General features: G+C 60.1%; 25 protein-coding genes and 1 tRNA gene. 10 read left to right on the top strand and 16 right to left on the bottom strand.

Going from position 1 to position 21,268, the window contains the following annotated elements; genetic code table 11:
• Positions 1–30: 30 nt before the first annotated feature.
• The 4 genes from RA25_RS07455 to RA25_RS07440 are packed head-to-tail and all read right to left on the bottom strand — an operon-like array spanning position 31 to position 4,293.
• Entirely contained in the window at positions 31–1,239 is a 1,209-nt protein-coding gene (locus RA25_RS07455) for a beta-ketoacyl-[acyl-carrier-protein] synthase family protein (RefSeq protein ID WP_039171114.1), read from the bottom strand.
• Positions 1,240–1,245: 6 nt separating this feature from the next.
• Positions 1,246–1,503: an acyl carrier protein gene (locus tag RA25_RS07450; protein ID WP_019296297.1), complete on the bottom strand. Its 258-nt coding sequence runs from the start codon at positions 1,501–1,503 to the stop codon at positions 1,246–1,248.
• Positions 1,504–1,551: 48 nt separating this feature from the next.
• The gene (gene lpxD, locus RA25_RS07445) at positions 1,552–2,625 is read right to left on the bottom strand and encodes a UDP-3-O-(3-hydroxymyristoyl)glucosamine N-acyltransferase (protein WP_039171111.1); all 1,074 of its coding nucleotides are present in this window, start codon (positions 2,623–2,625) and stop codon (positions 1,552–1,554) included.
• A 39-nt stretch (positions 2,626–2,664) separates the two neighbouring features.
• A complete protein-coding gene (locus tag RA25_RS07440) occupies positions 2,665–4,293 on the bottom strand; it encodes a L,D-transpeptidase family protein (protein ID WP_019296295.1) in 1,629 nt (542 codons plus the stop codon).
• A 348-nt stretch (positions 4,294–4,641) separates the two neighbouring features.
• Between RA25_RS07440 and RA25_RS07435 the strand changes: the two genes are divergently transcribed.
• The 3 genes from RA25_RS07435 (at position 4,642) to RA25_RS07425 (ending at position 5,890) form a co-directional block, all read left to right on the top strand.
• Positions 4,642–5,211 carry a YcbK family protein gene (locus RA25_RS07435; RefSeq protein WP_029204823.1) on the top strand — a complete coding sequence of 190 codons (570 nt, stop codon included), beginning with the start codon at positions 4,642–4,644 and terminating at the stop codon, positions 5,209–5,211.
• Positions 5,212–5,378: 167 nt separating this feature from the next.
• Positions 5,379–5,455, top strand: a tRNA-Arg gene (locus RA25_RS07430).
• A gap of 102 nt (positions 5,456–5,557) precedes the next feature.
• Positions 5,558–5,890 (top strand): PilZ domain-containing protein, encoded by a 333-nt coding sequence (locus RA25_RS07425; RefSeq protein WP_082020377.1) that lies wholly within the window; start codon positions 5,558–5,560, stop codon positions 5,888–5,890.
• Positions 5,891–5,904: 14 nt separating this feature from the next.
• Here the strand turns inward: RA25_RS07425 and RA25_RS07420 are convergent, their stop codons facing one another.
• Positions 5,905–6,783, bottom strand: coding sequence for a LysR family transcriptional regulator (locus RA25_RS07420; RefSeq protein ID WP_039171105.1), 879 nt, complete (start codon positions 6,781–6,783; stop codon positions 5,905–5,907).
• Positions 6,784–6,882: 99 nt separating this feature from the next.
• On the opposite strand from RA25_RS07420, the gene tmpA reads away from it, so the two are divergent.
• The 3 genes from tmpA to RA25_RS07405 are packed head-to-tail and all read left to right on the top strand — an operon-like array spanning position 6,883 to position 9,289.
• Complete coding sequence (tmpA, locus tag RA25_RS07415) at positions 6,883–8,016, top strand: 2-trimethylaminoethylphosphonate dioxygenase (protein WP_039171102.1); 1,134 nt, start codon at positions 6,883–6,885, stop codon at positions 8,014–8,016.
• Positions 8,017–8,021: 5 nt separating this feature from the next.
• The gene (tmpB, locus tag RA25_RS07410; RefSeq protein WP_019296290.1) at positions 8,022–8,627 is read left to right on the top strand and encodes a (R)-1-hydroxy-2-trimethylaminoethylphosphonate oxygenase; all 606 of its coding nucleotides are present in this window, start codon (positions 8,022–8,024) and stop codon (positions 8,625–8,627) included.
• A complete protein-coding gene (locus RA25_RS07405; RefSeq protein WP_039171099.1) occupies positions 8,624–9,289 on the top strand; it encodes an ureidoglycolate lyase in 666 nt (221 codons plus the stop codon). The genes tmpB and RA25_RS07405 overlap by 4 nt, the downstream gene beginning before the upstream one ends.
• Positions 9,290–9,351: 62 nt before the next feature.
• On the opposite strand, the gene RA25_RS07400 is transcribed toward RA25_RS07405, so the two are convergent.
• From RA25_RS07400 to RA25_RS07355, 10 genes are all read right to left on the bottom strand, one after another.
• Complete coding sequence (locus tag RA25_RS07400) at positions 9,352–10,572, bottom strand: cysteine desulfurase (protein ID WP_039171097.1); 1,221 nt, start codon at positions 10,570–10,572, stop codon at positions 9,352–9,354.
• Positions 10,565–11,149 carry a YIP1 family protein gene (locus tag RA25_RS07395; protein ID WP_039171095.1) on the bottom strand — a complete coding sequence of 195 codons (585 nt, stop codon included), beginning with the start codon at positions 11,147–11,149 and terminating at the stop codon, positions 10,565–10,567. Before RA25_RS07395 ends, RA25_RS07400 begins: the two co-directional genes overlap by 8 nt.
• Entirely contained in the window at positions 11,146–11,631 is a 486-nt protein-coding gene (locus RA25_RS07390; RefSeq protein ID WP_039171093.1) for a YIP1 family protein, read from the bottom strand. Before RA25_RS07390 ends, RA25_RS07395 begins: the two co-directional genes overlap by 4 nt.
• Positions 11,631–12,911 (bottom strand): SufB/SufD family protein, encoded by a 1,281-nt coding sequence (locus tag RA25_RS07385; protein ID WP_039171091.1) that lies wholly within the window; start codon positions 12,909–12,911, stop codon positions 11,631–11,633. Before RA25_RS07385 ends, RA25_RS07390 begins: the two co-directional genes overlap by 1 nt.
• Positions 12,912–13,667: a Fe-S cluster assembly ATPase SufC gene (gene sufC, locus RA25_RS07380; RefSeq protein ID WP_039171088.1), complete on the bottom strand. Its 756-nt coding sequence runs from the start codon at positions 13,665–13,667 to the stop codon at positions 12,912–12,914.
• Positions 13,668–13,742: 75 nt separating this feature from the next.
• Positions 13,743–14,057 (bottom strand): heavy metal-binding domain-containing protein, encoded by a 315-nt coding sequence (locus tag RA25_RS07375; RefSeq protein WP_008560327.1) that lies wholly within the window; start codon positions 14,055–14,057, stop codon positions 13,743–13,745.
• The gene (locus RA25_RS07370) at positions 14,054–14,386 is read right to left on the bottom strand and encodes a hypothetical protein (RefSeq protein WP_039171085.1); all 333 of its coding nucleotides are present in this window, start codon (positions 14,384–14,386) and stop codon (positions 14,054–14,056) included. Before RA25_RS07370 ends, RA25_RS07375 begins: the two co-directional genes overlap by 4 nt.
• Before the next feature lie 3 nt (positions 14,387–14,389).
• Positions 14,390–15,913, bottom strand: a complete 1,524-nt coding sequence (gene sufB / locus RA25_RS07365; protein WP_019296282.1) for a Fe-S cluster assembly protein SufB — start codon at positions 15,911–15,913, stop codon at positions 14,390–14,392.
• A gap of 14 nt (positions 15,914–15,927) precedes the next feature.
• A complete protein-coding gene (locus tag RA25_RS07360) occupies positions 15,928–16,971 on the bottom strand; it encodes a cysteine desulfurase family protein (RefSeq protein WP_039171082.1) in 1,044 nt (347 codons plus the stop codon).
• Between the two features lie 129 nt (positions 16,972–17,100).
• Positions 17,101–17,559, bottom strand: a complete 459-nt coding sequence (locus RA25_RS07355; RefSeq protein WP_019296280.1) for an Rrf2 family transcriptional regulator — start codon at positions 17,557–17,559, stop codon at positions 17,101–17,103.
• Between the two features lie 186 nt (positions 17,560–17,745).
• Here RA25_RS07355 and RA25_RS07350 point away from each other — a divergent pair, with 186 nt between their 5' ends.
• The 3 genes from RA25_RS07350 to RA25_RS07340 are packed head-to-tail and all read left to right on the top strand — an operon-like array spanning position 17,746 to position 19,810.
• Positions 17,746–18,399, top strand: coding sequence for an alpha/beta hydrolase (locus RA25_RS07350; protein WP_039145897.1), 654 nt, complete (start codon positions 17,746–17,748; stop codon positions 18,397–18,399).
• Entirely contained in the window at positions 18,399–18,644 is a 246-nt protein-coding gene (locus tag RA25_RS07345; protein ID WP_019296278.1) for a hypothetical protein, read from the top strand. The genes RA25_RS07350 and RA25_RS07345 overlap by 1 nt, the downstream gene beginning before the upstream one ends.
• Complete coding sequence (locus tag RA25_RS07340; RefSeq protein WP_039171079.1) at positions 18,641–19,810, top strand: HD domain-containing protein; 1,170 nt, start codon at positions 18,641–18,643, stop codon at positions 19,808–19,810. Before RA25_RS07345 ends, RA25_RS07340 begins: the two co-directional genes overlap by 4 nt.
• Positions 19,811–19,842: 32 nt before the next feature.
• Here the strand turns inward: RA25_RS07340 and RA25_RS07335 are convergent, their stop codons facing one another.
• Positions 19,843–20,625 carry a class II glutamine amidotransferase gene (locus tag RA25_RS07335; protein ID WP_039171075.1) on the bottom strand — a complete coding sequence of 261 codons (783 nt, stop codon included), beginning with the start codon at positions 20,623–20,625 and terminating at the stop codon, positions 19,843–19,845.
• Positions 20,626–20,876: 251 nt separating this feature from the next.
• Between RA25_RS07335 and RA25_RS07330 the strand changes: the two genes are divergently transcribed.
• Complete coding sequence (locus tag RA25_RS07330; RefSeq protein WP_019296275.1) at positions 20,877–21,212, top strand: DMT family transporter; 336 nt, start codon at positions 20,877–20,879, stop codon at positions 21,210–21,212.
• The last annotated feature ends 56 nt before the right edge of the window (positions 21,213–21,268 follow it).

Raw genomic sequence — 21,268 nt, 5'->3', positions numbered from 1 at the left:
AGGGCCGCGGCGTTTTTTCTTTAAGTGCGGTCAGACCCTGCGCAGAGCAAGCACCGCATTCAACCCGCCAAAAGCGAAGGCGTTTGACAGGGCAACATCGACCCTGGCTTCGCGCGCCTCATTCGGGACCACATCCAGCGCGCATTCCGGGTCCGGTTCCTCATATCCGATGGTCGGCGCAATCACCCCGTCGCGCAATGCCATGATACATGCCAGTAGCTCCACCGCACCGGTGCCGCCGATCAGGTGACCGTGCATGGATTTGGTGGAAGAAATCATCAGACTATCAGCATGCGGGCCGAACACATCCGCCACAGCGGCGCATTCGGTCTTGTCATTGGCTGCAGTGCCAGTGCCATGGGCATTGATGTAACCGACCTCGGAGGCATCTAGGCGGGCATCCTGTAGCGCGCCGGCAATGGCCCGTGCAGCCCCCTGCTTGCTGGGCATCACAATGTCCGCCGCGTCCGAGGACATGGCAAAGCCAATGACTTCGCACAGAATTTCTGCATTGCGGGCCTTGGCGTGCTCGAATTCCTCGAACACGAAGATACCTGCGCCCTCCCCCTGAACCATGCCGTTGCGGTTGGCACTGAACGGGCGGCAGGCGTCCTTGGACATAACCCGCAGCCCTTCCCAGGCCTTGACCCCGCCAAAGCACAGCATGGATTCGGAGCCGCCGGTGACCATTACCGGGCTCATCCCGGAGCGTACCATCTGGAACGCCTGTGCCATCGCGTGATTTGACGACGCGCAGGCTGTGGAGACGGTAAAGCTTGGGCCTTTGAGGTTGAACTGCATCGACACATGGCCGGCTGCGGCATTGTTCATCAGTTTGGGCACCACAAACGGATGCACCCGGTTTTTGCCGTCCTCGTAGACGCTGCGGTAATTCTCATCCAGCGTCTGCATTCCGCCGCCGGAATTGCCTAGGACGACGCCAGCCTTGGCCGACAGCTCACCGTGAAATTCCAGGCCCGACTGCTCAATCGCCTCCCTGGCCGCAGTCAGGGTGAATTGCGTGAAGCGGTCATACAGGCTCATCTGCTGACGGTTGAAGCGGCCCTCAGCCTCAAAGCCGCGGACTTGGCCGCCGATCTTGATCGCCAGCCGCTCCACATCGCGGAAATCCAGTTCGCCAATCCCGCACTGGCCCGTGCGCATAGCGGCCAGAGTTTCGGGCACCGAATGACCCAGGGCGTTGATGGTTCCCGCCCCGGTGATGACAACGCGTTTCATGGAGCTTTACGCTTTTTCCAGGATCAGCTTGTCGATCCCGGCGACGATTGCCGCGACATTGGAAATGTCAAAATCACTCTTTTCCGGCTCATTGGCATTAAAAGGAATCGAAATGTCGAACTCTTCCTCGATCGCAAATATGCTTTCGACCAGTCCCAGGCTGTCGATGCCAAGATCCTCCAGCGTGCTATCCAAGGTCACGTCTGAAGGCTCCAGAACCGCTTGTTCTGCAATGATTGCAATGACCTTGTCCTGCGTGCTCATGTATGGATCCCCGATTTTCTGCCTGAGGCTGATGTAGGTATTCGGTGGTTACTTGAAAACAGCCTTTTTTAACAATTCGATGTCACGCATCAAACGCGGCAGGCGGCGCTGTGCTTTATACATCTCGGTGTGGGTTTCCATTTTCACACCAGGGTAGCCCATGATCACGCGGCCGGCAGGCACGTTGGACAGGATCTTGGTGCCGCCGCCGGCAATCACCCCGTCACCGATGAAGATATTGTCGACCACGCCGCACTGGCCGCCCAGCACAACGTTGTTGCCGATATCGACTGATCCGGACACACCGGTCTGCCCGCAGAGCAAGCAGTCGTTGCCGACGCGGGTGTTGTGGCCGACATGCACGAGGTTATCGAGCTTGCTGCCATCGCCGATCACTGTGTCACGGATGGTGCCGTTGTCGATGGTGCAATTGGAGCCGATTTCGACATCATTGCCTATGGTAACAGCGCCCAATGAGTGGATGCGGACCCAGGATTGTGCTTTGGCCTCGCCCTGATCACCCAAGGTCTTGCGCGCGTTCTCAGCCCCGGACACTTCAGGGGTTACATAGGAGAAACCATCGCCGCCAACCCGTGCACCAGGCTGAGCGCGGAACCGGTCGCCAATGGTGGCACGGGCGCTGATCGAGACCATCTCGCGCAGGTAAGCGTCTTCGCCGATCACAGCGTCAGAACCGACATAGCAATGCGGGCCAATCACCGAGCGGGCACCGATCCTGGCACCGGCCGCAACCACGGTCAGCGGACCAACCGAAACGCCTTCTCCCAGTTCGGCGGAAGGATCTATGACGGCAGACGGGTGGATGCCTTCAGCAAACCCCTGGCCGCGGTCCAGCATTGCGGTGACGCCGGACATGGTCATCCGCGGGCGTGGAGCAAAAATTGCAGCCTTAAGGCCAAAGGATTGCCAGTCAGCCCCTTCCCACAAAATCGCAGCAAGTGCCTTGCCTGCCTTCAGTCCGTCGGCATATTTCGGCGCCATCGCCATGGCGAGCTGATCAGCCCCGGCATCCTGCGGTTCAGCAGCACCTGCAACTTGCAGATCCAGCTCACCCTGGGCCTCGGCGCCCAAGGACTCGGCGATCTGGCGGATTGTGAACATGGCAGGCCCTTTCAGAATAATCCTGTATGGGCCTGACATTTACCCCTGAACGCTGGGCAGCACCACCCCTGCCCGTTCCAGAGCGGCCCAGACCTTGGCGTCGCGGCCGTAGACATCGCGGCGGAATTCTGCGCGGCCTTTACCGGACACAACAGCGGTGCGGTAAATGATATGCACCGGCACTTTCTGCTCCAGTTCAACCTTGGTTTCCCTGCCCGAATTCAAAATGCGGTGGAAGAACTCCTTGGGGTTTTCGGTCTGCTTAGCCAGCAGCGCGTAGGCAAACTCGAACGGCTGGGCCAAGCGGATGCAGCCATGCGAGAAGGCGCGCACTTCGCGGGCAAACAGGCTCTTCTGCGGGGTGTCATGCAGGTAGATGTTGTACTTGTTCGGGAACATGAACTTGACCAGCCCCAGCGCATTGCGGCTGCTGGGCGGCTGGCGCATGGAGAACGGGAAGTTGCGTGCCGTGTACTGCGAAAAATCAGCGGAACCGCGGTTCACCACCCGGCCGCGCCGGTCAGTGATCTGGATATGGCCGACAGCATTGGGATTGCTCTGCAGCTTGGGCAGATATTCCTTGGTGATGATCGAGCGCGGCACATACCAGCTCGGATTAATCACCATATGCTCCATCTCGTCCGAGAATTCCGGGCTGCGGCGGTCGTGGGTGTTCTTGCCGATAACCGAACGGGTCTCAAAGGTCACGTCGCCGTTGTCGACGATCTTGGCGGTGAAATCGGTCTGGTTGACCAGAATATGCCGCTCACCGCGATCCGGGGTCAGCCAGCGCTCCCGCTCCATCGCGATAATAATGGACTTCAGACGCGCGCTCACCGGCTTGTTGATCTCATCAATTGTGCCGGGACCAGCCACGCCATCAGTTTCCAGGCCGTGATCGGATTGGAAGCTCTGCACCGCCTTCTCAAGTGCCGCGTCATAGGTTCGGGTGGCGCTGCGCGGCAGGTAGCCCATCAGCATCAGCCGGTTGCGCAGCGCAATAACGGCCGGGCCCTGATCACCCGTCTCCAGTTTCTTGGCATTCACGGCCGGACCCCAGCCGCCAGCTGCCATGATCTGCTCCAGCCGCAGCTTCTCCCGCATCAAACCGCGGTACTGAGGCGATGCCGGAACCAGGCTGCGCATATAGGCATAGGGCTGGGTATCACGGATTCCAGCCAGGAAGCTTGCCCCGTCGACCGTATGCTTTTTACGCACCATGCCGTCATCAATCCGCGACGGAACCAGCAGGCCGGTCTGCAGGTCAGTGGCGTAGTCCACCAGTGCCTGGCTCAGCGCCGCCTCGACATTGCCGATGTCGCGGGTCGTCTGCACGTCGCGCATTTGCTGCATCAGTGCAGCAACTTCGGCTGAACGGTCCGGCAGCCCATGGGCCTGGGTCTCGTTCAGGGCCGCAAGCAATGCATTGCGGCGCTGGCGCGAGGCCTCATCCTGACCGGTCCAAATCGCCTGGTAACCGTTTTCGCGATAGAACTGCGCAACAGCCTCGCTGCCATAAGCGGCTTCAGCGACCGCCTGGCGGAAAGCCGCCGAAACCTCAGCCTGTGCCGAACCGGAAACCGCCCCGGCTGCCAGTCCGCCCAGTGCCAAGGCGAACAGCCCGGCCTTGAATCCCGGCAAGAAGTTTCCTGCAAAAGCACGCGTCATAATTTCCGGTCCTTGCGCCGATTTTTGTCAATTCTGGCAGTGCCTACCTGAAATTCTGGTAAATGCCAGCCGCTGTTGTCCATTCACAATTGCGAAAAGTCAGCTTTGATGCAGCAAAGCCGCGTCTATGAAACCCGGCTGCAACAGTCGCGGGGAAAAGTTCCATGCGCCTCCCCTTATGCGCAAGAAATCGCCGAAAACCGGGATATCCGTTACAGCGCGGCAAAGAAATGTTGGATCAGGATTCTCTGTGTGCCATACATGCCGCACGTTAACTTCAATTGTTAGCGAGCCCGTAACATCGGGCGACTAGGCAGGACTAAAAGCGTACGGGACGGCGCAGTGACAATGGCAAAAACCACGGGCACGGGGATCTCCCGGCGTTCTCTCTTGGGTGTATTTGCTGCAACCGCAGTGGCAGCAGCCCCAACATTCTCCAATGCAGCAGGTTTCCTTCGCGGCGGCGGAGACATCCGGCGCATCCGCATGTATTCAGGCCGCACCGGCGAACGCCTGGATATGGTATACTGGATCGACGGCGACTACATCAAAGACGCTGTTAAGGAAATCAACCACTTCATGCGGGATTGGCGCACCGATGAAGTCAAGAATATGGATCTGCGCACCATCGACATCATGGCGGCGTCCCACAATCTTCTGGATGTGAATGAGCCCTACATGCTGCTGTCCGGCTACCGCAGCCCCAAGACCAACGCCATGCTGCGCAGCCGCTCGCGCGGGGTTGCAAAAAACTCGCTGCACATGCGCGGCCAGGCTGCCGACCTTCGCCTGGCGTCCCGCTCGGTCTCGCAAATGGCGCAAGCGGCTGAAGCGTGCCACGCCGGCGGTGTTGGTAAATACCACCGTTCAAATTTTGTGCATATGGATTGCGGCGTTGTTCGCTCCTGGCGCGGCTAACCCTGCCCTCCATTGCAAGAATGCAAGCCTGCCCGATGGTGCAGGCTTTTTTCTTTTCTGAGCATCCGGCCGCGGCCGCAATTTCCTGACCGCCTCAGGAAATTGGAAACAGGCAGTTTTTCCCGTTGCAGAGGCAACCAACCGCGGGTATACCCCGGCATAACAACGCACCTGTAGCTCAGCTGGATAGAGCGCTGCCCTCCGAAGGCAGAGGCCAGAGGTTCGAATCCTCTCAGGTGCGCCATATACACCTTAAAATTCAAAACATTATTAGCTCTTAAAGCTATCTAAAGAGTCCGCCGCTAGCTACTCTGCCTATACTTCCTAATGCGACGATAGAGGCAGAATGGTACAGACCAACTCCATTTTCCGGACAGCGAAACCAACAGAACCCCGGCTTCGTCTGAATTTGCCCTGCACTGTCAATTTGTCCGGATCTGTGCGGGAAGCCATTGTTTACAACATCAGCTACAGTGGGTTTGCCGTCCGCCTGCCAGAGGGGCAAAACAATTTTAGCCTGGCAGAGCTGAAATCTGTCTCCATCGAAGATATCGCAGAGTTTGAGGTTCGAACCCGCTGGCGGAAGGACACGAGAATTGGCTTCGCGTTCCTCAGTAAGCGCGGTGCACGGCCAATATTGGATGCTTATTTTGCCAAGATCGGCGAGTTCCCGACCTGAAAAGCAGCCCCCTCTTACGCCAGATCAGCGCTTAGCGCCTTGGTGAGCGCCTTCAGGACGTCACTTTGCCGCTTTGTTTTCCCTAGTTCCGGCGGCCAAGTCAGCCAATAGCCATCAATCGTGGCCAATTCGGCGGCTGGCAGACTGATCAATTGCCCGGTCAGCAGCAAATTGGCCGCCAGCGCCCTGGATCCCAGGACCACCCCCATTCCAAGCCGGGCCGCTCGCAGGGCATGGGCCATGGAATCCACCGAAACCGGCCCGGCCTCCGGCGCCGGCTCTCCGGTCACCCGCGCCCACTCGCTCCAGCCCGGCCGTTCTCCGCGCAGCTCAATGGCCGGCAATTGACGCCAGTCCTTAGTATGGTCCGGGGCCGCCATCGGTTGAAGAACCTCATTGGCAAGCAGGACACCTGCTCGGCCCTGCCAGCTGCCGCGCCCGTAGCGGATATGCAGCGCACCATCCGCCGCTTCAAAGTCCAACCGCTTCGGCACGGTTTCCGTCACAATCTGCAGTTCAGGATGACTTTCAGAAAACGCCGTAAGCCCCGGCAACAAAATCATTTCCAGATGTGATGGCTGGGCAGCGATACGCAGTTCCCGAACACTATGGCCAAACAGGTTTTCAGTGCCCTGCTCCAGCGCGCGAAGGGAATCATGTACCAGCGGCAGGTAGCTTTCGCCATCCACCGTCAAAGTCACACCACGTGCTGAACGGATGAACAATTGCCGCCCCAGCCAAGCTTCCAGGTTGCGGATCCGCTGGCTCACGGCGGCCTGAGTTGCCCCAAACTCCTCCGCAGCGGCGGTGAAACTGCCATGACGGCCTGCAGCCTCGAACACTTTGAGCCAGTCCAGCGGCGGCAAGCCTTGTTTGGTAACTTTCTTGGGCATTAGAAAACCTAACTCTCAAACCCCAATTTCCGTAGTTCTCTTGATGGCTCACCAGCGGTAGCAAGGCAAGTAAGAACCAGGCCAACCGGAGACACTCTCATGCCCCGTTCCGTAACTGCTGACGCATCCGGCAGCTTTCTGACCCTGACATTCGAAGACGGCCTCGAAAGCCGCTTTCATGCGATCTGGCTGCGCGACAACGCGCTTGACCCGGAAACACGCGCCCCTGGCAACGGCCAGCGGCTGATCACCATTGGTGACATTCCCGCAGACACCAAGATCAGCACCGCACTGGTAGAAGACGGCGCACTGACTGTGACCTTCGCACCGGAAGGCAAGACCGTGGCCTTCCCGGGCGCCTGGTTGAAGGCACACGCCTATGATGTTGATCAGGCAAGTGAATTTGGCCGCATGGCACCGGGCATCGAGACCTGGAACAGTGGCCTGCCGGCCCCCACGTTCGATTGGAACAAAGTGCAGTCCGACCCAAGCGTCAAACGCGATTGGCTGAACGCGATCGCCCGTCTGGGTTTCGCCAAGCTGGTGAACGGTCCGGTCGAAGAAGGCGCCCTCATCGAGAACGCTGAAATGTTCGGTTTTGTGCGCGAAACCAACTACGGCAAGTACTTCGAAGTCCGCACAGAGGTGAACCCGACCAATCTGGCCTTCACCGGCCTGGGCCTGCAGGCACATACCGACAACCCCTATCGCGACCCGGTACCCAGCCTGCAGATCCTCTATTGCCTGGAGAACTCTGCAGAAGGCGGTGACAGCATTGTGGTGGACGGTTTCCGCGCCGCCGAACGGCTGAAGGCGGAAAACCCCGAAGGCTTTGCCCTGCTGGCAGGCTACCCGGCCCGGTTTGAATACAAGGGGTCCGACGGTGTGCATCTGCGCTCCCGCCGACCGATGATCGAGCTGTCACCTGATGGCGAGATGATCGGGATGCGCTTCAACAACCGATCCTCTGCCCCGTTTGTCGACATTCCCTTTGACAAGATGGAGGCCTACTACGCCGCCTACCGGCGCCTGGGTGAATTCATCGACGATCCGGACATGGGCGTCTCCTTCAAGCTGGAGCCGGGCGAAAGCTTCATCGTCGACAACACCCGGGTGATGCACGCTCGCCTCGGCTACTCCGGCTCCGGATCGCGCTGGCTGCAGGGCTGCTACGCGGACAAGGACGGGCTGCTGTCGACCCTCAACGTGCTGAACGCGCAATTGGAGGGCTGAGAGAGATGAGCAAGCCAGACGTCAGCCAGCTGAACCGGGACAATATCGTGGACTTCATCGGCGGCATCTTTGACCGCCGCGGTGATGAAGAATACCTGGGCGAACCGGTCACCATGGCCGAGCACATGCTGCAAGGCGCCACCATCGCTGAGCAGAACGGCCAGCCGGAAGAAATCATCGTGGGGGCGCTCCTCCACGATATCGGCCATTTCACCAGCGAGTTCGGAACATTCTCCATGGATGACACCGAGGACCGCTACCATGAGGAAGCCGGCGCCGAGGTGCTGGAGCAGTTCTTCCCCTCTGTGATCACCGACTGCGTCCGTTATCACGTGGCTGCCAAGCGCTATCTCTGCGCCACCAAGCCGGAATATTTCAACCGTTTATCAGAGGCTTCGATCCATTCCCTGAACCTGCAGGGCGGACCGATGAATGCAGAGGAAGTTGCCGAGTTTGAGAAGAACCCGAACCTGAAGCAGATCATCGCGGTGCGCTATCTGGACGAGGCTGGAAAGCGGGACGACATGGACACTCCGGATTACTGGCACTTTGCGCCGATGGTCCAGCGGATGGTGGACAAGCACATGGGAACGGGAGGTTCCGCAAAATGAGCGCGCCCGAGTATATCTTCGAGGCCAGCACCAAACCTTCGCTGCCCTGGCATGAGGTTCCGCTGATCCGGGCCACCGAGGAAAGCGTCAAGGGGTATGGCTGCCTGGTGGACGATCCGGAAAGTTTTGAGATCGAAATCGTGCAGTGGCCCGCGCAAGGCTGGCGGCCGATTGACGAAGGCACGGGCGACGAGGCCGGCTGGGTCGAGGGCACTTTCCGCGGTGATTGGCGCGGCGACGTGCTCTATGGCGAGAACGAAGCGGTCAACGGCAACTATGTGCTAGGCTGGTCCACCGACCCGCAGACGGCACAGGTTGAAGCTCAGACCGCAGCACGGGATCAGGTTCTGCTATGGCACATGAACTATCACCCCGACGGCGGCCAGTTGTTTTATCCGCTGGACAACAAACCCTTCATCATTCCCGCGGCGCTGCCCGGGGATGATCTGAAACCGGAGAAAGTCGTGGCGTTCTGGTGTGACGGGTCCAAGGGGCTCTATATCCACCCCAATATCTGGCACGAGGGGATCTTTCCGGTGCAAGACAGCCAACGGTTCCTCGACCGGCAAGGCAAGGTGCACGCCCGGGTCAGCTGCGATGTGGGCAAGGAGTTCGGCGTTTACCTGTCCTGCCCGCTGCGAGAAGACAAGATCCAGGGCTAAAGCCTGAAAGAAAAAAAACGGCACCTCCACGGGTGCCGTTTTTTGATTGTCAGGTGAAAAGCTTAAGCAAACAGCTCGTGCGCCAGTTCCAGCGCGTCGACCAGTGTGTCGACCTCCTCCTTGGTGTTATAGAGGCCAAAGGACGCACGGCAGGTGGCAGATACCCCAAGATGGTCCATCAGCGGCCCGGCACAGTGATGGCCGGCGCGCACTGCGACCCCCTTCTTGTCGAGGATGGTGGAGATATCGTGGGCGTGTGCCGCACCTTCCATTGTGAAGCTGAAAATTGCAGCCTTGCCAGATGCTTGCCCCTGCACGTTGATCCAGTTCAAGCCGGTCAACCGCTGCATCGCATAGTCGCGCAGGCCGCCCTCATGCTTGGCAATATTTTCCATGCCAAGATCCATCATGTACTCCAGCGCCACACCCAGGCCGATGGTCTGCACGATGCCCGGCGTGCCGGCCTCGAACTTCATCGGCGGATCGTTGTAGATGATCTGCTCCTTGGAGACTTCCTTGATCATATCGCCGCCGCCGATGAAGGGGCGCATCTCCGCCATGCGCTCCGGCTTGATATAGATCGCACCGGACCCGGAGGGGCCATAGAGCTTGTGCCCGGTGATCGCGTAGAAATCGCAGCCGATATCCTGCACATCGACCGGCATATGCACAGCGCCCTGCGAGCCATCGACAAGAACCGGCACCCCCTTGGCATGGGCGCCCTGGGTGATCGCCTTTACATCCACAACGGTGCCCAGCACGTTGGAGCACTGGGTGACGGCCACCAGCTTGGTCTTGGGGCCAATCGCATCAACGACCTTCTGCGGGTCGAGACTGCCATCCGCAGCGGTGTCCACCCATTTCAGCACCACGCCCTGACGTTCGCGCAGGAAGTGCCAGGGCACGATATTCGCGTGGTGTTCCATCACCGACAGGACGATCTCGTCGCCTGCTTCAAATCGTGGCATCGCCCAGCCGTAGGCAACCAGATTGATGCCCTCGGTGGTACCGGAGTTCAGTACAATGGTGTTCTCGTCGCCGGCATTCAGGAACCGCGCTATGATACCGCGGACAGCTTCGTATTTCTCAGTTGCGAGGTTGGAAAGAAAGTGCAAGCCGCGGTGAACGTTGGAATATTCCTCCGCATAGGCTTTGGTGACAGCGTCGATCACCACCTGTGGTTTCTGGGCCGAAGCACCGTTGTCGAGATAAGTCAGCGGTTTGCCGTTCACCTCCCGCGACAGGATCGGAAAGTCGGCACGGATTTTTTCCAGGTCATACATTTTCGGGAAGTCCCAGATTGGCTGGGCCGATCAGACCCACGATAAAGAGAAGAGCAAAGACCAGGATCATGCTGGCCATCAAAACCACCCCCAGCGAGCGCCACACGGAACCAAAACGGTGCGCCGCGTTTACGAAATGCAGGAGGATGAAGAACACAACAATGTTGGCCGCAATATTCAGCAGTGCGGCCAGGGAAGGCATCACCAGAAACACAACCACGATGGCACCGTTCAGCCCCGCCTGCAGCAACTGCAGCCAGGTAACTAGGGCCAGCAGCGCGGGTAGATTGCCCTGCCCGCCCAGCCAGCGGCCGGTCGAGGACAGCATGGCGATAAAGCAGAGCTGCAGGATCAGCACCATGGCGAAGTAAACACCTGGCGTGAAACGCGGCAGCAGAACCTCCGGCGGCAGCGGGAACAGGATTTTCTGAACCGTGTAGACGCAGGTGTTCAGCACCACCGACAGCAGGAAGGCGGTCCACAGTGCCTCCCGCGGCCAATCCCGCGCCAGGATCTGATGCGCAGCATCGCGCGGTGACTTGAGCGTCAAGAGGGCAAAGGAGGCCAGCGCATTCATGGTTTGGCCCAATAGCCCTGGATCATGCCGGACAACCAGAACCAAAAGAACACGGCGCACCACAGGATGCCCACCAGGGTCAGGGCCGGACCCGGGCCGATGAATCCGGCCACCAGCCCGTTCAACAGCATCAGCGGACTGGCCGCCAGAAAGGCCCAGAACAACGCCAGCCGCGCACGGTAGGCATCGCCCTGCCCGCCCATGGCGCGGGCGATCCAATGGGCTACCAGCGCCAGAACATACAGCAGCAGCGGCGCGATAAAGACCAGCGCCAGCAGCGATCCGCCCAGCAGCATGTTCAGCTCCTGGCCGGTCAGATGCGCCTCGCGCGCCAGTTTCGGCATCTGCGCGACAAAGGTCAGCACGCATCCCGCAAGCAGGAACACCAGCAGGCGATCCTCGCGGGCCCCCATGCTCAGAAGCCGCGCAAATACCTTGCGCGGCCCCTTGTAGGTTGCCGGGATATCCGTTGTGACGGACATCAGCGGCGCCGGGCCAGCCAGCCTTCGAGGCGGGAGACGATATCGGCGGCGATCTCCGCGTCCTCGATCTCATCCACCGCTTCAGCCAGGAAGGCCAGTGTCATCAGGTCGGTTGCCTCCGCATGCGGGACACCGCGGGAGCGCAGGTAGAACAGGCCTTCCTCATCAATCGCACCAGAGGTGGACCCGTGCGAGCAAGCCACGTCGTCGGCATAGATCTCCAGCTCGGGCTTTGCCAGGAACTGGCTGTCTTCATCCAGCAGCAGCGACTGGGAAATCTGATACCCGTCGGTCTTTTGCGCGCCTTCCTTCACCAGGATCTTGCCCTGGAACACACCGGTGGCACCGTTGCGAAGCACTTTCTTGAACACCTGGCGGCTTTCGCAGTTCACCGCGTCATGGGTGATAAAGACGGTGTCGTCGTGGTGGAAGTCGCCGTCGCCCACGCAGGCGCCTGCGATATGGGCCACAGCGTCGTCGCCGGTCAGCTCAATCACCGCCTCGTTGCGGGTCAGCACGCCGTTCACGGTCAGGGTGAAGGACTTGAAAACCGACTCCGTGCCGAGACGCGCAAACAGATGGGTCGCCGCACGGCGCTCGTGGTCTCGGCCCTGGGCCCGCACCAGATGCATCGTGCCGCCGTCAGCGATGTCGATCTCCATGCATTTGTTGAAGCGCGACGCAGCCGGGCCGTTCTCCAGAACAGTCACCTCGGCACCGCTTTCCACGCGGATCACATGGTGCAGGATCGCGTCAGAGTTTTCGTCCGAATGCACATAGGTGAAGTTCAAGGGCTTGGAGACCTTGCCGGTCACCCGGATCGCCACGCCATCACTGGCAAAGGCGGTGTTCAAAGCCGCCAGCGGACGTTCCACCGGGGTCTGGCCGCGCGCCTCAAGAACGCCGTACAGGTCCTTGGCCCAATGGATATCCTTGCAGCAGATATCCTCGATCCGGTCGATGGTCAGGCCTTCAAGCTCTAGATCGTCGGAGGCCTCGGCGTCGAACAAACCGTCCACAAAGACAATGTTCAGACGCTCAAACGCATTGAACATCGGCACTTCGTCTGCGTGGAATACGGCTGCCTTGGGCGCATCCGCCTGCACCAGCGTGTCCGGCTTGGTGTACTTCCAGTATTCATCGCGGCGCGACGGCAGGCCCATGGTCTGGACCCGCGACAGCGCTGCCTGGCGGGCCGCCTTGAGGCAGCCGCTTTCGGGCAGGGTCAGCGCCGACAGCCGCGCCTCGGTTGCGCTTTGCTTGACTTCGGGCAGGGCCATTTACGCCTCCTCTGCCAGGATGCCGGCGTAACCGTTGTTTTCGACTTCCAGCGCCAGCTCGGGGCCGCCGGTCTTGACGATGCGGCCACCCGCCAGGATGTGCACCACGTCGGGTTTGATGTGGTCCAGCAGGCGCTGGTAGTGGGTGATCACCAGAAAACCGCGGCCCTCGTCACGCAGGGCGTTGACGCCTTCGGCCACCAGCTTCATCGCATCGACGTCGAGACCGGAGTCGGTTTCGTCCAGGATGCACAGCTTCGGCTCAAGCATCGCCATCTGCAGGATCTCGTTGCGCTTCTTCTCACCGCCGGAGAAGCCGACGTTGACCGGGCGCTTCAGCATCTCGGCGTCGATCTTGAGGGTCTTCGCCTTGGCGCGCACTTCCTTCAGGAAGTCGGAGGCCGACAGTTCCTCTTCGCCGCGGGCCTTACGCTGCGCGTTCACCGCGGTGCGCAGGAAGGTCATGTTGCCGACGCCGGGGATTTCCACCGGGTACTGGAACGCCAGGAACATGCCCGCTGCGGCGCGCTCTTCCGGCTCCATCTCCAGGATGTCTTCGCCTTCCAGCTCAGCCGAGCCATCGGTGACCTCATAGCCGTCGCGGCCCGACAGGACATAAGACAGGGTGGATTTGCCCGAACCGTTCGGTCCCATGATCGCATGCACCTTGCCGGCTTCGACCTTCAGATCGACGCCTTTCAGGATCTGCTTTTCCTCGTCTTCCAGTTTGACGTGCAGGTTCTTGATTTCGAGCATTTTCTTCCTCGTCTCACATGTCTAGCAGGCCCGCGGCCCGCGATATTCCCATGGCCCGTTGGGGCCGTTTCATTCTTATCCCAGCACCACTGCGGTGCCGCTGGCCGAGACCATCAGCATGGACTGCCCGACCACTTCGTAATCCAGATCGACGCCCACCACGGCGTTGGCGCCCTTGGCCCGGGCGCGGTCTTCCAGCTCTGCCAGCGCGGTTTCGCGCGCATCCTGCAGCTTGCTTTCATAGGCGCCGGAGCGGCCGCCGACGATATCGGTGATGGACGCAAAGACATCGCGCACCACATTGGCGCCCATGATCGCCTCACCCACCACGATGCCCTTGTATTCGGCAATCTGGTAGCCTTCGACGTTTGGTGTGGTTGTGACGATCATTTCTTGTTTGCCTTTCTGAATTCGTCGAGCTGCCTTTCAGTTTCAAGCTTTCGCAAATCCCTGAACTCGTCGGCCTCCCTTTCAGCCTTCTTGGCAACCCATCTTTGGATCGCAAAACCAAAAGCCGCACCAATTGAACAACTCACGATGATGGAGATAACAAAGCCAGCAGTTGAGGACATCAAAGGACTGGTTCTGCTAAGCTGTACTGCAACAGAGATGGTGCACAGAATGACCGCAACAACCGCTCCGCTCCGCAGTCCCCAATCGGTTCGCGGGTACCGCAGATCGTTCAGCGTTGAGTGTGCATCCATCTCATTGCCGGCCATAACTTAACCCACAGACCCTTCCAGCGAGATCGCAACCAGCTGCTGGGCTTCCATGGCGAACTCCATCGGCAACGCCTGCAGCACGTCTTTGCAGAAACCGTTGACCACCAGAGCCACCGCCTCTTCCTCGTCCATGCCGCGCTGGCGGCAGTAGAACAGCTGGTCGTCGTCCACTTTGGAAGTGGTCGCCTCATGCTCCACGCGGGAGGAGTTGTTCTTGACCTCGATGTAGGGAACCGTGTGCGCCCCGCATTTGTCGCCGATCAGCAAGCTGTCGCATTGGGTGTAGTTGCGCGAATTCTTGGCCTTCGGGTGCATCGACACCAGACCGCGGTAGGTGTTCTGCGCCTTGCCTGCGCTGATGCCCTTGGAGACGATGCGCGACTTGGTGTTCTTGCCCAGATGCACCATCTTGGTGCCGGTATCGGCCTGTTGCATGTTGTTGGCAATCGCGATCGAGTAGAACTCGCCCTGGCTTTCCTCGCCGCGCAGGATGCAGGAGGGGTATTTCCAGGTCACGGCAGAGCCGGTCTCTACCTGGGTCCACATCACCTTGGCGCGGTCGCCGCGGCAGTCGGCGCGTTTGGTCACAAAGTTGTAGATGCCGCCTTTGCCGTTCTCGTCGCCCGGATACCAGTTCTGGACGGTGGAGTATTTCACCTCGGCGTCTTCCTCGATGATGATCTCCACCACAGCGGCATGCAGCTGCGCGGTGTCGCGTTGCGGCGCGGTGCAGCCTTCGAGGTAGGAGACATAAGAGCCCTTGTCAGCAATGATCAGGGTGCGCTCGAACTGGCCCGTATTTTCCGCGTTGATGCGGAAATAGGTCGACAGTTCCATCGGGCAGCGCACGCCCGGCGGCACGTAGACAAAGGAACCGTCAGAGAACACGGCAGAGTTCAGCGTCGCATAGAAGTTGTCGGAGACCGGAACAACGGAGCCGAGGTATTTCTTCACCAGCTCGGGATGCTCGCGGATGGCTTCGGAGATCGAACAGAAGATGACGCCCGCCTCTTTAAGCTCCTTCTGGAAGGTGGTGCCGACGGAAACGGAGTCGAACACCGCGTCCACGGCAACCTTGCGGCCTTCTTCCGGGGTCTCGCCCGCGCCTTCGACGCCGGCCAGAATCATCTGTTCTTTCAGCGGGATACCGAGCTTTTCGTAGGTCGCCAGCAGCTTGGGGTCGACCTCATCCAGCGACTTGGGCTTGGTTTCCATCGACTTGGGACGGGCATAGTAGTACTGGTCCTGGAAGTCGATTTCCGGGTAGCTGACCATCGCCCAGTTCGGCTCGTCCATCTGCTCCCAGCGTTCGAAAGCCTTCAAGCGCCATTCGGTCATCCATTCGGGCTCTTCGTTCTTTTCCGAGATCAGCTTGACGATATCGGGGTTCACGCCCTTGGGCGCGTATTCCATCTCGATATCGGTTTCCCAGCCGTATTTATAAGCACCGCCGACCTCGCGCACCGCATCCACGGTTTCCTGGTCAACACCTTCCTTGACTTGGGTCTGGTCCAAAGCGGCCATTGTCATCTCCTCACTCACGCCGCGCGGGCGCGATGTTTCTTTTCTTTCTGCAGCCACGCCTCGGCAAAGCGCAGCACGTCTTCTTCCGTTGTCTCCGGCCCCAGCGACACCCGTACGGCGCCTTGGGCTGTGGCCTCGTCATATCCCATTGCGGTCAGCACCGCGCTGGCGCGCACCTTGCCGCTGGAGCAGGCGCTGCCGGCGCTGATGGCAAAACCTGCAAGGTCCATCTGCATGACCTGGGTTTCGCCCTTCCAGCCCGGCGTTGCGAAACACAGTGTGTTCGGCAGCCGCTTCTGATCCTTCCCGACAAAAATAGTATGGCTTACGCCAGACACAAGCGCCTTTTCTAGAATATTTCTAAGTTCTGCAACCCTGTCCCAGACACCATTTGCCAAATCTTTTGCAGCTGCTTCAGCTGCGGCGCCGAAGCCCGCGATTCCAATGATATTTTCGGTGCCGGAGCGGCGCCCCATTTCCTGGCCGCCGCCCTTGATTTGGGCCGGCAGATCTGTGCCGCGTTTCATCACCACGGCGCCGATGCCCTTGGGGCCACCCAGCTTATGCGCTGAAATCAGCGCCATTTGCGCGCCCAGCCAGTTGAACGCCACCGGCAGTTTGCCAAAGGCCTGGGTGGCATCGGTGACGGCCAATCCCTCTGGCAGTGTCTGCACAATGCCGGTTTCGGAGTTGGCCAGCTGAAGTGTGGATTGCGCCGGATCGCTGATCTGAACCGCACCGTCACCAGTGACCTGCAAGTCCTCGACGGACCAAGCCCGCACTGCATCATGCTCCACCGGCGCGCCATGCAGTCCGCGTCCGGCCAGCGCCAGCGCTGCGCCTTCGGTTGAGCCGGAGGTGAACACGATATCCGCCCCGTCCGCACCAAAAGCTGCACCCACCTGCGCCCGCGCCTTCTCCACCAGCGCCTTTGCAGCCCGGCCTTCGGCATGCACCGACGACGGGTTGCCGCAGACCTCCATCGCCGCAATCATCGCCGCCTTCGCCTCAGGCCGCAGCAGGGCGGTGGCATTATGGTCGAGGTAAACACGTTTCATAGAGTCATCTTTTCGCGGGCAGCTGCCGCGTCATAAGCTGCCTTGCCCCAATTGGCAAAGCTTCCGCGCAGTTTTTGCGCGGAATACACCCTATCCGGGCTGCTTGCTTCGGATACGGCGCACTCCACGTCAGTCATCCACCACCGCAAACAGGCTGGGCACAGCCGGGCAAGGAGCCAGATCGTTCTTGATCACATCCGACAGACGGGTCTGGTGCAGGAACACATAGACGTGCGCGCTCAAGCCCTCCCACAGGCGGTTGGTCAGCGATTGCGCGCGGCTGCCCGACAAAGCGCCGGATGCCCCTGCCCCCTTGTGCATGGCGTCTACGGTTTCATCCACAGCCGACAGCACATCCACCACCCGCACCTCGGATGGTGGCATCGCCAGCCGGTAACCGCCGCCCGGGCCGCGCACCGACTCGACCAGCCCGGCGCGGCGCAGCTTGACAAACAACTGCTCCAGATATGGCAGCGAGATATCCTGACGCTTGGAAATGTCGCCCAGCGGCACCAGATCACCCTGCGGCTGCAGCGCGATATCCGCCAGCGCAACCATCGCATAGCGCCCTTTGGTGGAAAGCTTCATAATTTACCCCTCGAAACCAGGGCGCGAGTGCGAAAACATTGACCTTCCCTCCGACTGTGCGTATCTCAGCCTGACGGTGTATGGCGAGGCCAGCGCCCGTGATTAGAACTGTTCTAAGATGCCTGACCGAACCCGTCAAGTATTCTGCCGGCAGACCCGACAACGAGAGTAGGATTTTAACCGCCCATGCCCGAGGTCATCTTTCCTGGACCCGAAGGCCGCCTCGAAGGCCGCTACCACCCGCAAAAAGAAAAAGACGCCCCGATCGCCATCGTGCTGCACCCGCATCCGCAGTTTGGCGGCACCATGAACAATAAGGTGGTCTATAACCTCCACTATGCGTTCTACAACATGGGCTTCACGGTTCTGCGGTTCAATTTCCGCGGCGTCGGCCGCAGCCAGGGCGAATACGACCAGGGCGTCGGTGAGCTGTCCGATGCCGCCTCGGCGCTGGATTACCTGCAGTCGATGAACTCCAACTCCAAGCATTGCTGGGTTGCGGGATTCTCCTTCGGCGCCTGGATCGGCATGCAGCTCTTGATGCGCCGCCCTGAGATCACCGGCTTCATCTCCGTTGCGCCACCAGCCAACATGTATGACTTCTCCTTCCTGGCACCCTGCCCGTCCTCCGGCCTGATCATCAACGGCACTTCCGACCGTGTGGCCCCGCCCGCGGACACTGCCAGCCTGGTCGGCAAGCTGCATGAGCAGAAGGGCATCACCATCACCCACACCGAGGTGGAGGGTGCGGATCACTTCTTCCAGGAGCCGCATATGGACACGATGATCGGCACTGTTTCCGATTACGTGAAACGCCGCCTGACGGAGAACACCCGCTGATGAGCGGCACCATCGAAACGCTGGCCCAGAAACTGGCGGTCGATACCCTCAAGGTGCAGGACGCCAGTGGTGAAGAGCGGTTTTATGTGGAGGTGGGCCAGGTTCTCGGCGCCGCCTCCCAATCGCTCGAAGAAGCGTTTCTGACCGAAATCCGGGTGCGCCTGGCAGAGCGCAAGGCGCGCGACTTTCTCAACAAGAAAGTCGCCGAGTTGCAGGCACAGGTCAGCGCCAAAGGTGAGGCGTGAGCGCCCGCCTTGAGGCGCAGTTTGCCTTTCTGCTGGAAGCTGACAAGCTTCGCCGGATTGAGCGCCAGAACCTGATCATCGATTGCAGCCGCTGCGAAAACTCCGCCGAGCACAGCTGGCACTTGGCGCTTTATGCTCTGGTCCTTTCTCCCTTTGCAGCGCCTGAAGTGGATGTATTCCGCGCCATCCGCATGCTGCTTCTGCACGATCTGGTTGAGATCGACGCAGGCGACCACCCGATTACCGATGAAGTCGACTGGGAAGCCGTTGCAATGGCAGAACAGGCTGCTGCGCAGCGGCTGTTTGGACTGTTGCCAGCCGACCAAGGCACTGAATTCTTGTCCCTGTGGCACGAGTTCGAAGCCGCCGAGAGCCCCGACGCACAATTTGCCAAGCGGGTGGATCACTGCCAGCCGATCTTTCAGACGCTCTATGGCGCCGCACCGCTGGACTGGCATGTCGATGTGGTCCGGCAGAACCTGTTTGGCGGCCGGGCGGCAGCTCTGGAGCAACAACTGCCAGAGGCATTCCACCACGCGCTGTCGCTGCTGGGGGAAGACACAGGGCACGATTGCAGCCGCCTGACCGCCCGCCTGCCCTTCCTGAATGAGGCGGACAAGCTGAAACTGGTGACCCGTGCCTCCAAGCTCGGCGACGGGTCGAGGCATGAAAACTCGGCGGAGCACAGCTGGCACATCATGCTGTATGCTTGGGTGCTGGCGGAGCACAGCACTGAGTCAATTGATGTGGATCGTGTCCTGCAGATGCTGCTGCTGCATGATCTGGTAGAGATCGACGCCGGCGATGCGCCGATCCACGGGGTGATTGATCCTTCCGCCCTTGCAGCGCTGGCTGCCAAGGAAGAAGCCGCCGCAGACCGCCTGTTCGGAATGCTGCCCGCGGAGCAAGGCAAGCCCATTCGGGCAATCTGGGAAGAGTTCGAGGCTGCAGAAAGCCCCGATGCCGTATTTTCGAAATCAATCGACCGAGTGCAGCCGGTGCTGTTGAACCTGCTGAACGGCGGCGGAAGCTGGGTCGATTATGACGTCAGCCTGCCGCAGCTCGATGCCCGGGTCGGCGGCAAGGTCAGCCGTGGCGCGCCGGATGTCTGGACCTATGTGCGGGCGCAGATCGAGCCCTGGTTCCGCGAAGCAGGCCGCTTGTAGACATTTGAGCAGCCCCGCCGCGGGGCTGCACTTCACTCCAGAAACGGTTGAAACGGCTGGGTTTCCGCGCCCTCGGGCGTCATCGTCAGAAACTCGCCCGGCTGCAGTTCGTTCCAGGCCTCTCCGGTGTCTTCAAGCGGCTCCGACACCACCGCCCAGCCCTGCATGCTCTGGCTCCATCGGTAGTAGACCGATGGCGCGATACTGTCGGAGGAATAGCGCGCGGCATACAATGTCTGCCCATCCGACATCGCCACCGATAGCCGCATGTGCGGTGTGGTGCCCCGCGCCCGTGATAGGCCCTCCATTCGAGCCACAGCGCGCTCCAGCGCCCCTTTCGGATCCGCATCCAGCCCCTCCCGCAAAGCCAGCAGAAACAGAACCTCGCTGTCGGTCGCGCCCCTGCGGTGCTCATACAGCTCGTCCGGGATGCACATATCGGCATGGCGGCGGAACTTCTCGAAACCTCCGACCTGGCCATTATGCATAAAGCTCCACTTGCCTGCGGTAAACGGATGGCAATTGTTGCGGCTGGTCGCAGACCCGGTGGAGGCCCGCACATGCGCCAGGAATAGCCGGGATTGCACCTGATGAACCAGCGCCCGCAAGTTGCAATCCGACCAGGCCGGGTAAACATCACGGTACAGCCCAGGCTCAGCCCGCTGGCCATACCAGGCAATCCCGAACCCGTCGCCATTGGTGGCAGTCTTGCACTCCACCGCCTTTTGGCTTTGCGCAATCAGCGAATGCGCAGGTGTTGATATGATGTCCTCCAGAAAGACGTCGGCACCTGTGTAGGCAGCCCAGCGGCACATGCGGCAATCCCCATTCCGTTTCCGGGAATCAGATCAGTGTTTCAATCCGATCCCAATTATTGGAACAAGCTCCTAAGAATTTCCCAATTCACAGTCCAGTGTGCCTGCGCACAATGACGTGTTCATTCTGCGCTCCTTGCGGAATCCGCCCTGCCGCTGCCGCATCGGGACTTTCCTGGCACGCATAGATCGGATAGGCGGGAGATCAGGCCTGCGGGTTTACTTGAGGCAAGCGTTTGAGGGAGGCTGAGATGCCGGTTCACTACGTCTACCTGATCATTGCGGTGGCAGCAGAAACCATCGGTACAACGGCCCTGCAGGCCAGCCAGCAGTTCAGCAAGCTTGGCCCCTCGCTGATCGTGCTGGTCGCCTACGCTTTCTCTTTCTACATGATGGGGCTCACGCTCAAATTCATGCCGGTTGGCATTGTCTATGCGATCTGGTCCGGTCTCGGCATTCTGCTGATCGCGGTCATCGCTTTCATCGTTTTCGGGCAAAAGCTGGATCTGCCTGCCGTGATCGGCATGGGTCTGATCATGTCCGGCATCATTATCATTCACCTGTTTTCCAAGACTTCAGGCCATTGATCCGCATTTGCGGGGCTTCCGGGCGGTTTTCCTCTGGCCTTTGTGCGGGGTTCGGG

Origin of the sequence: Leisingera sp. ANG-S5, from assembly GCF_000813925.1 — a bacterium.
In the GTDB taxonomy this organism is placed as follows: Bacteria; Pseudomonadota; Alphaproteobacteria; order Rhodobacterales; family Rhodobacteraceae; genus Leisingera.
This window is presented reverse-complemented; position numbering and strand designations above follow the sequence as displayed.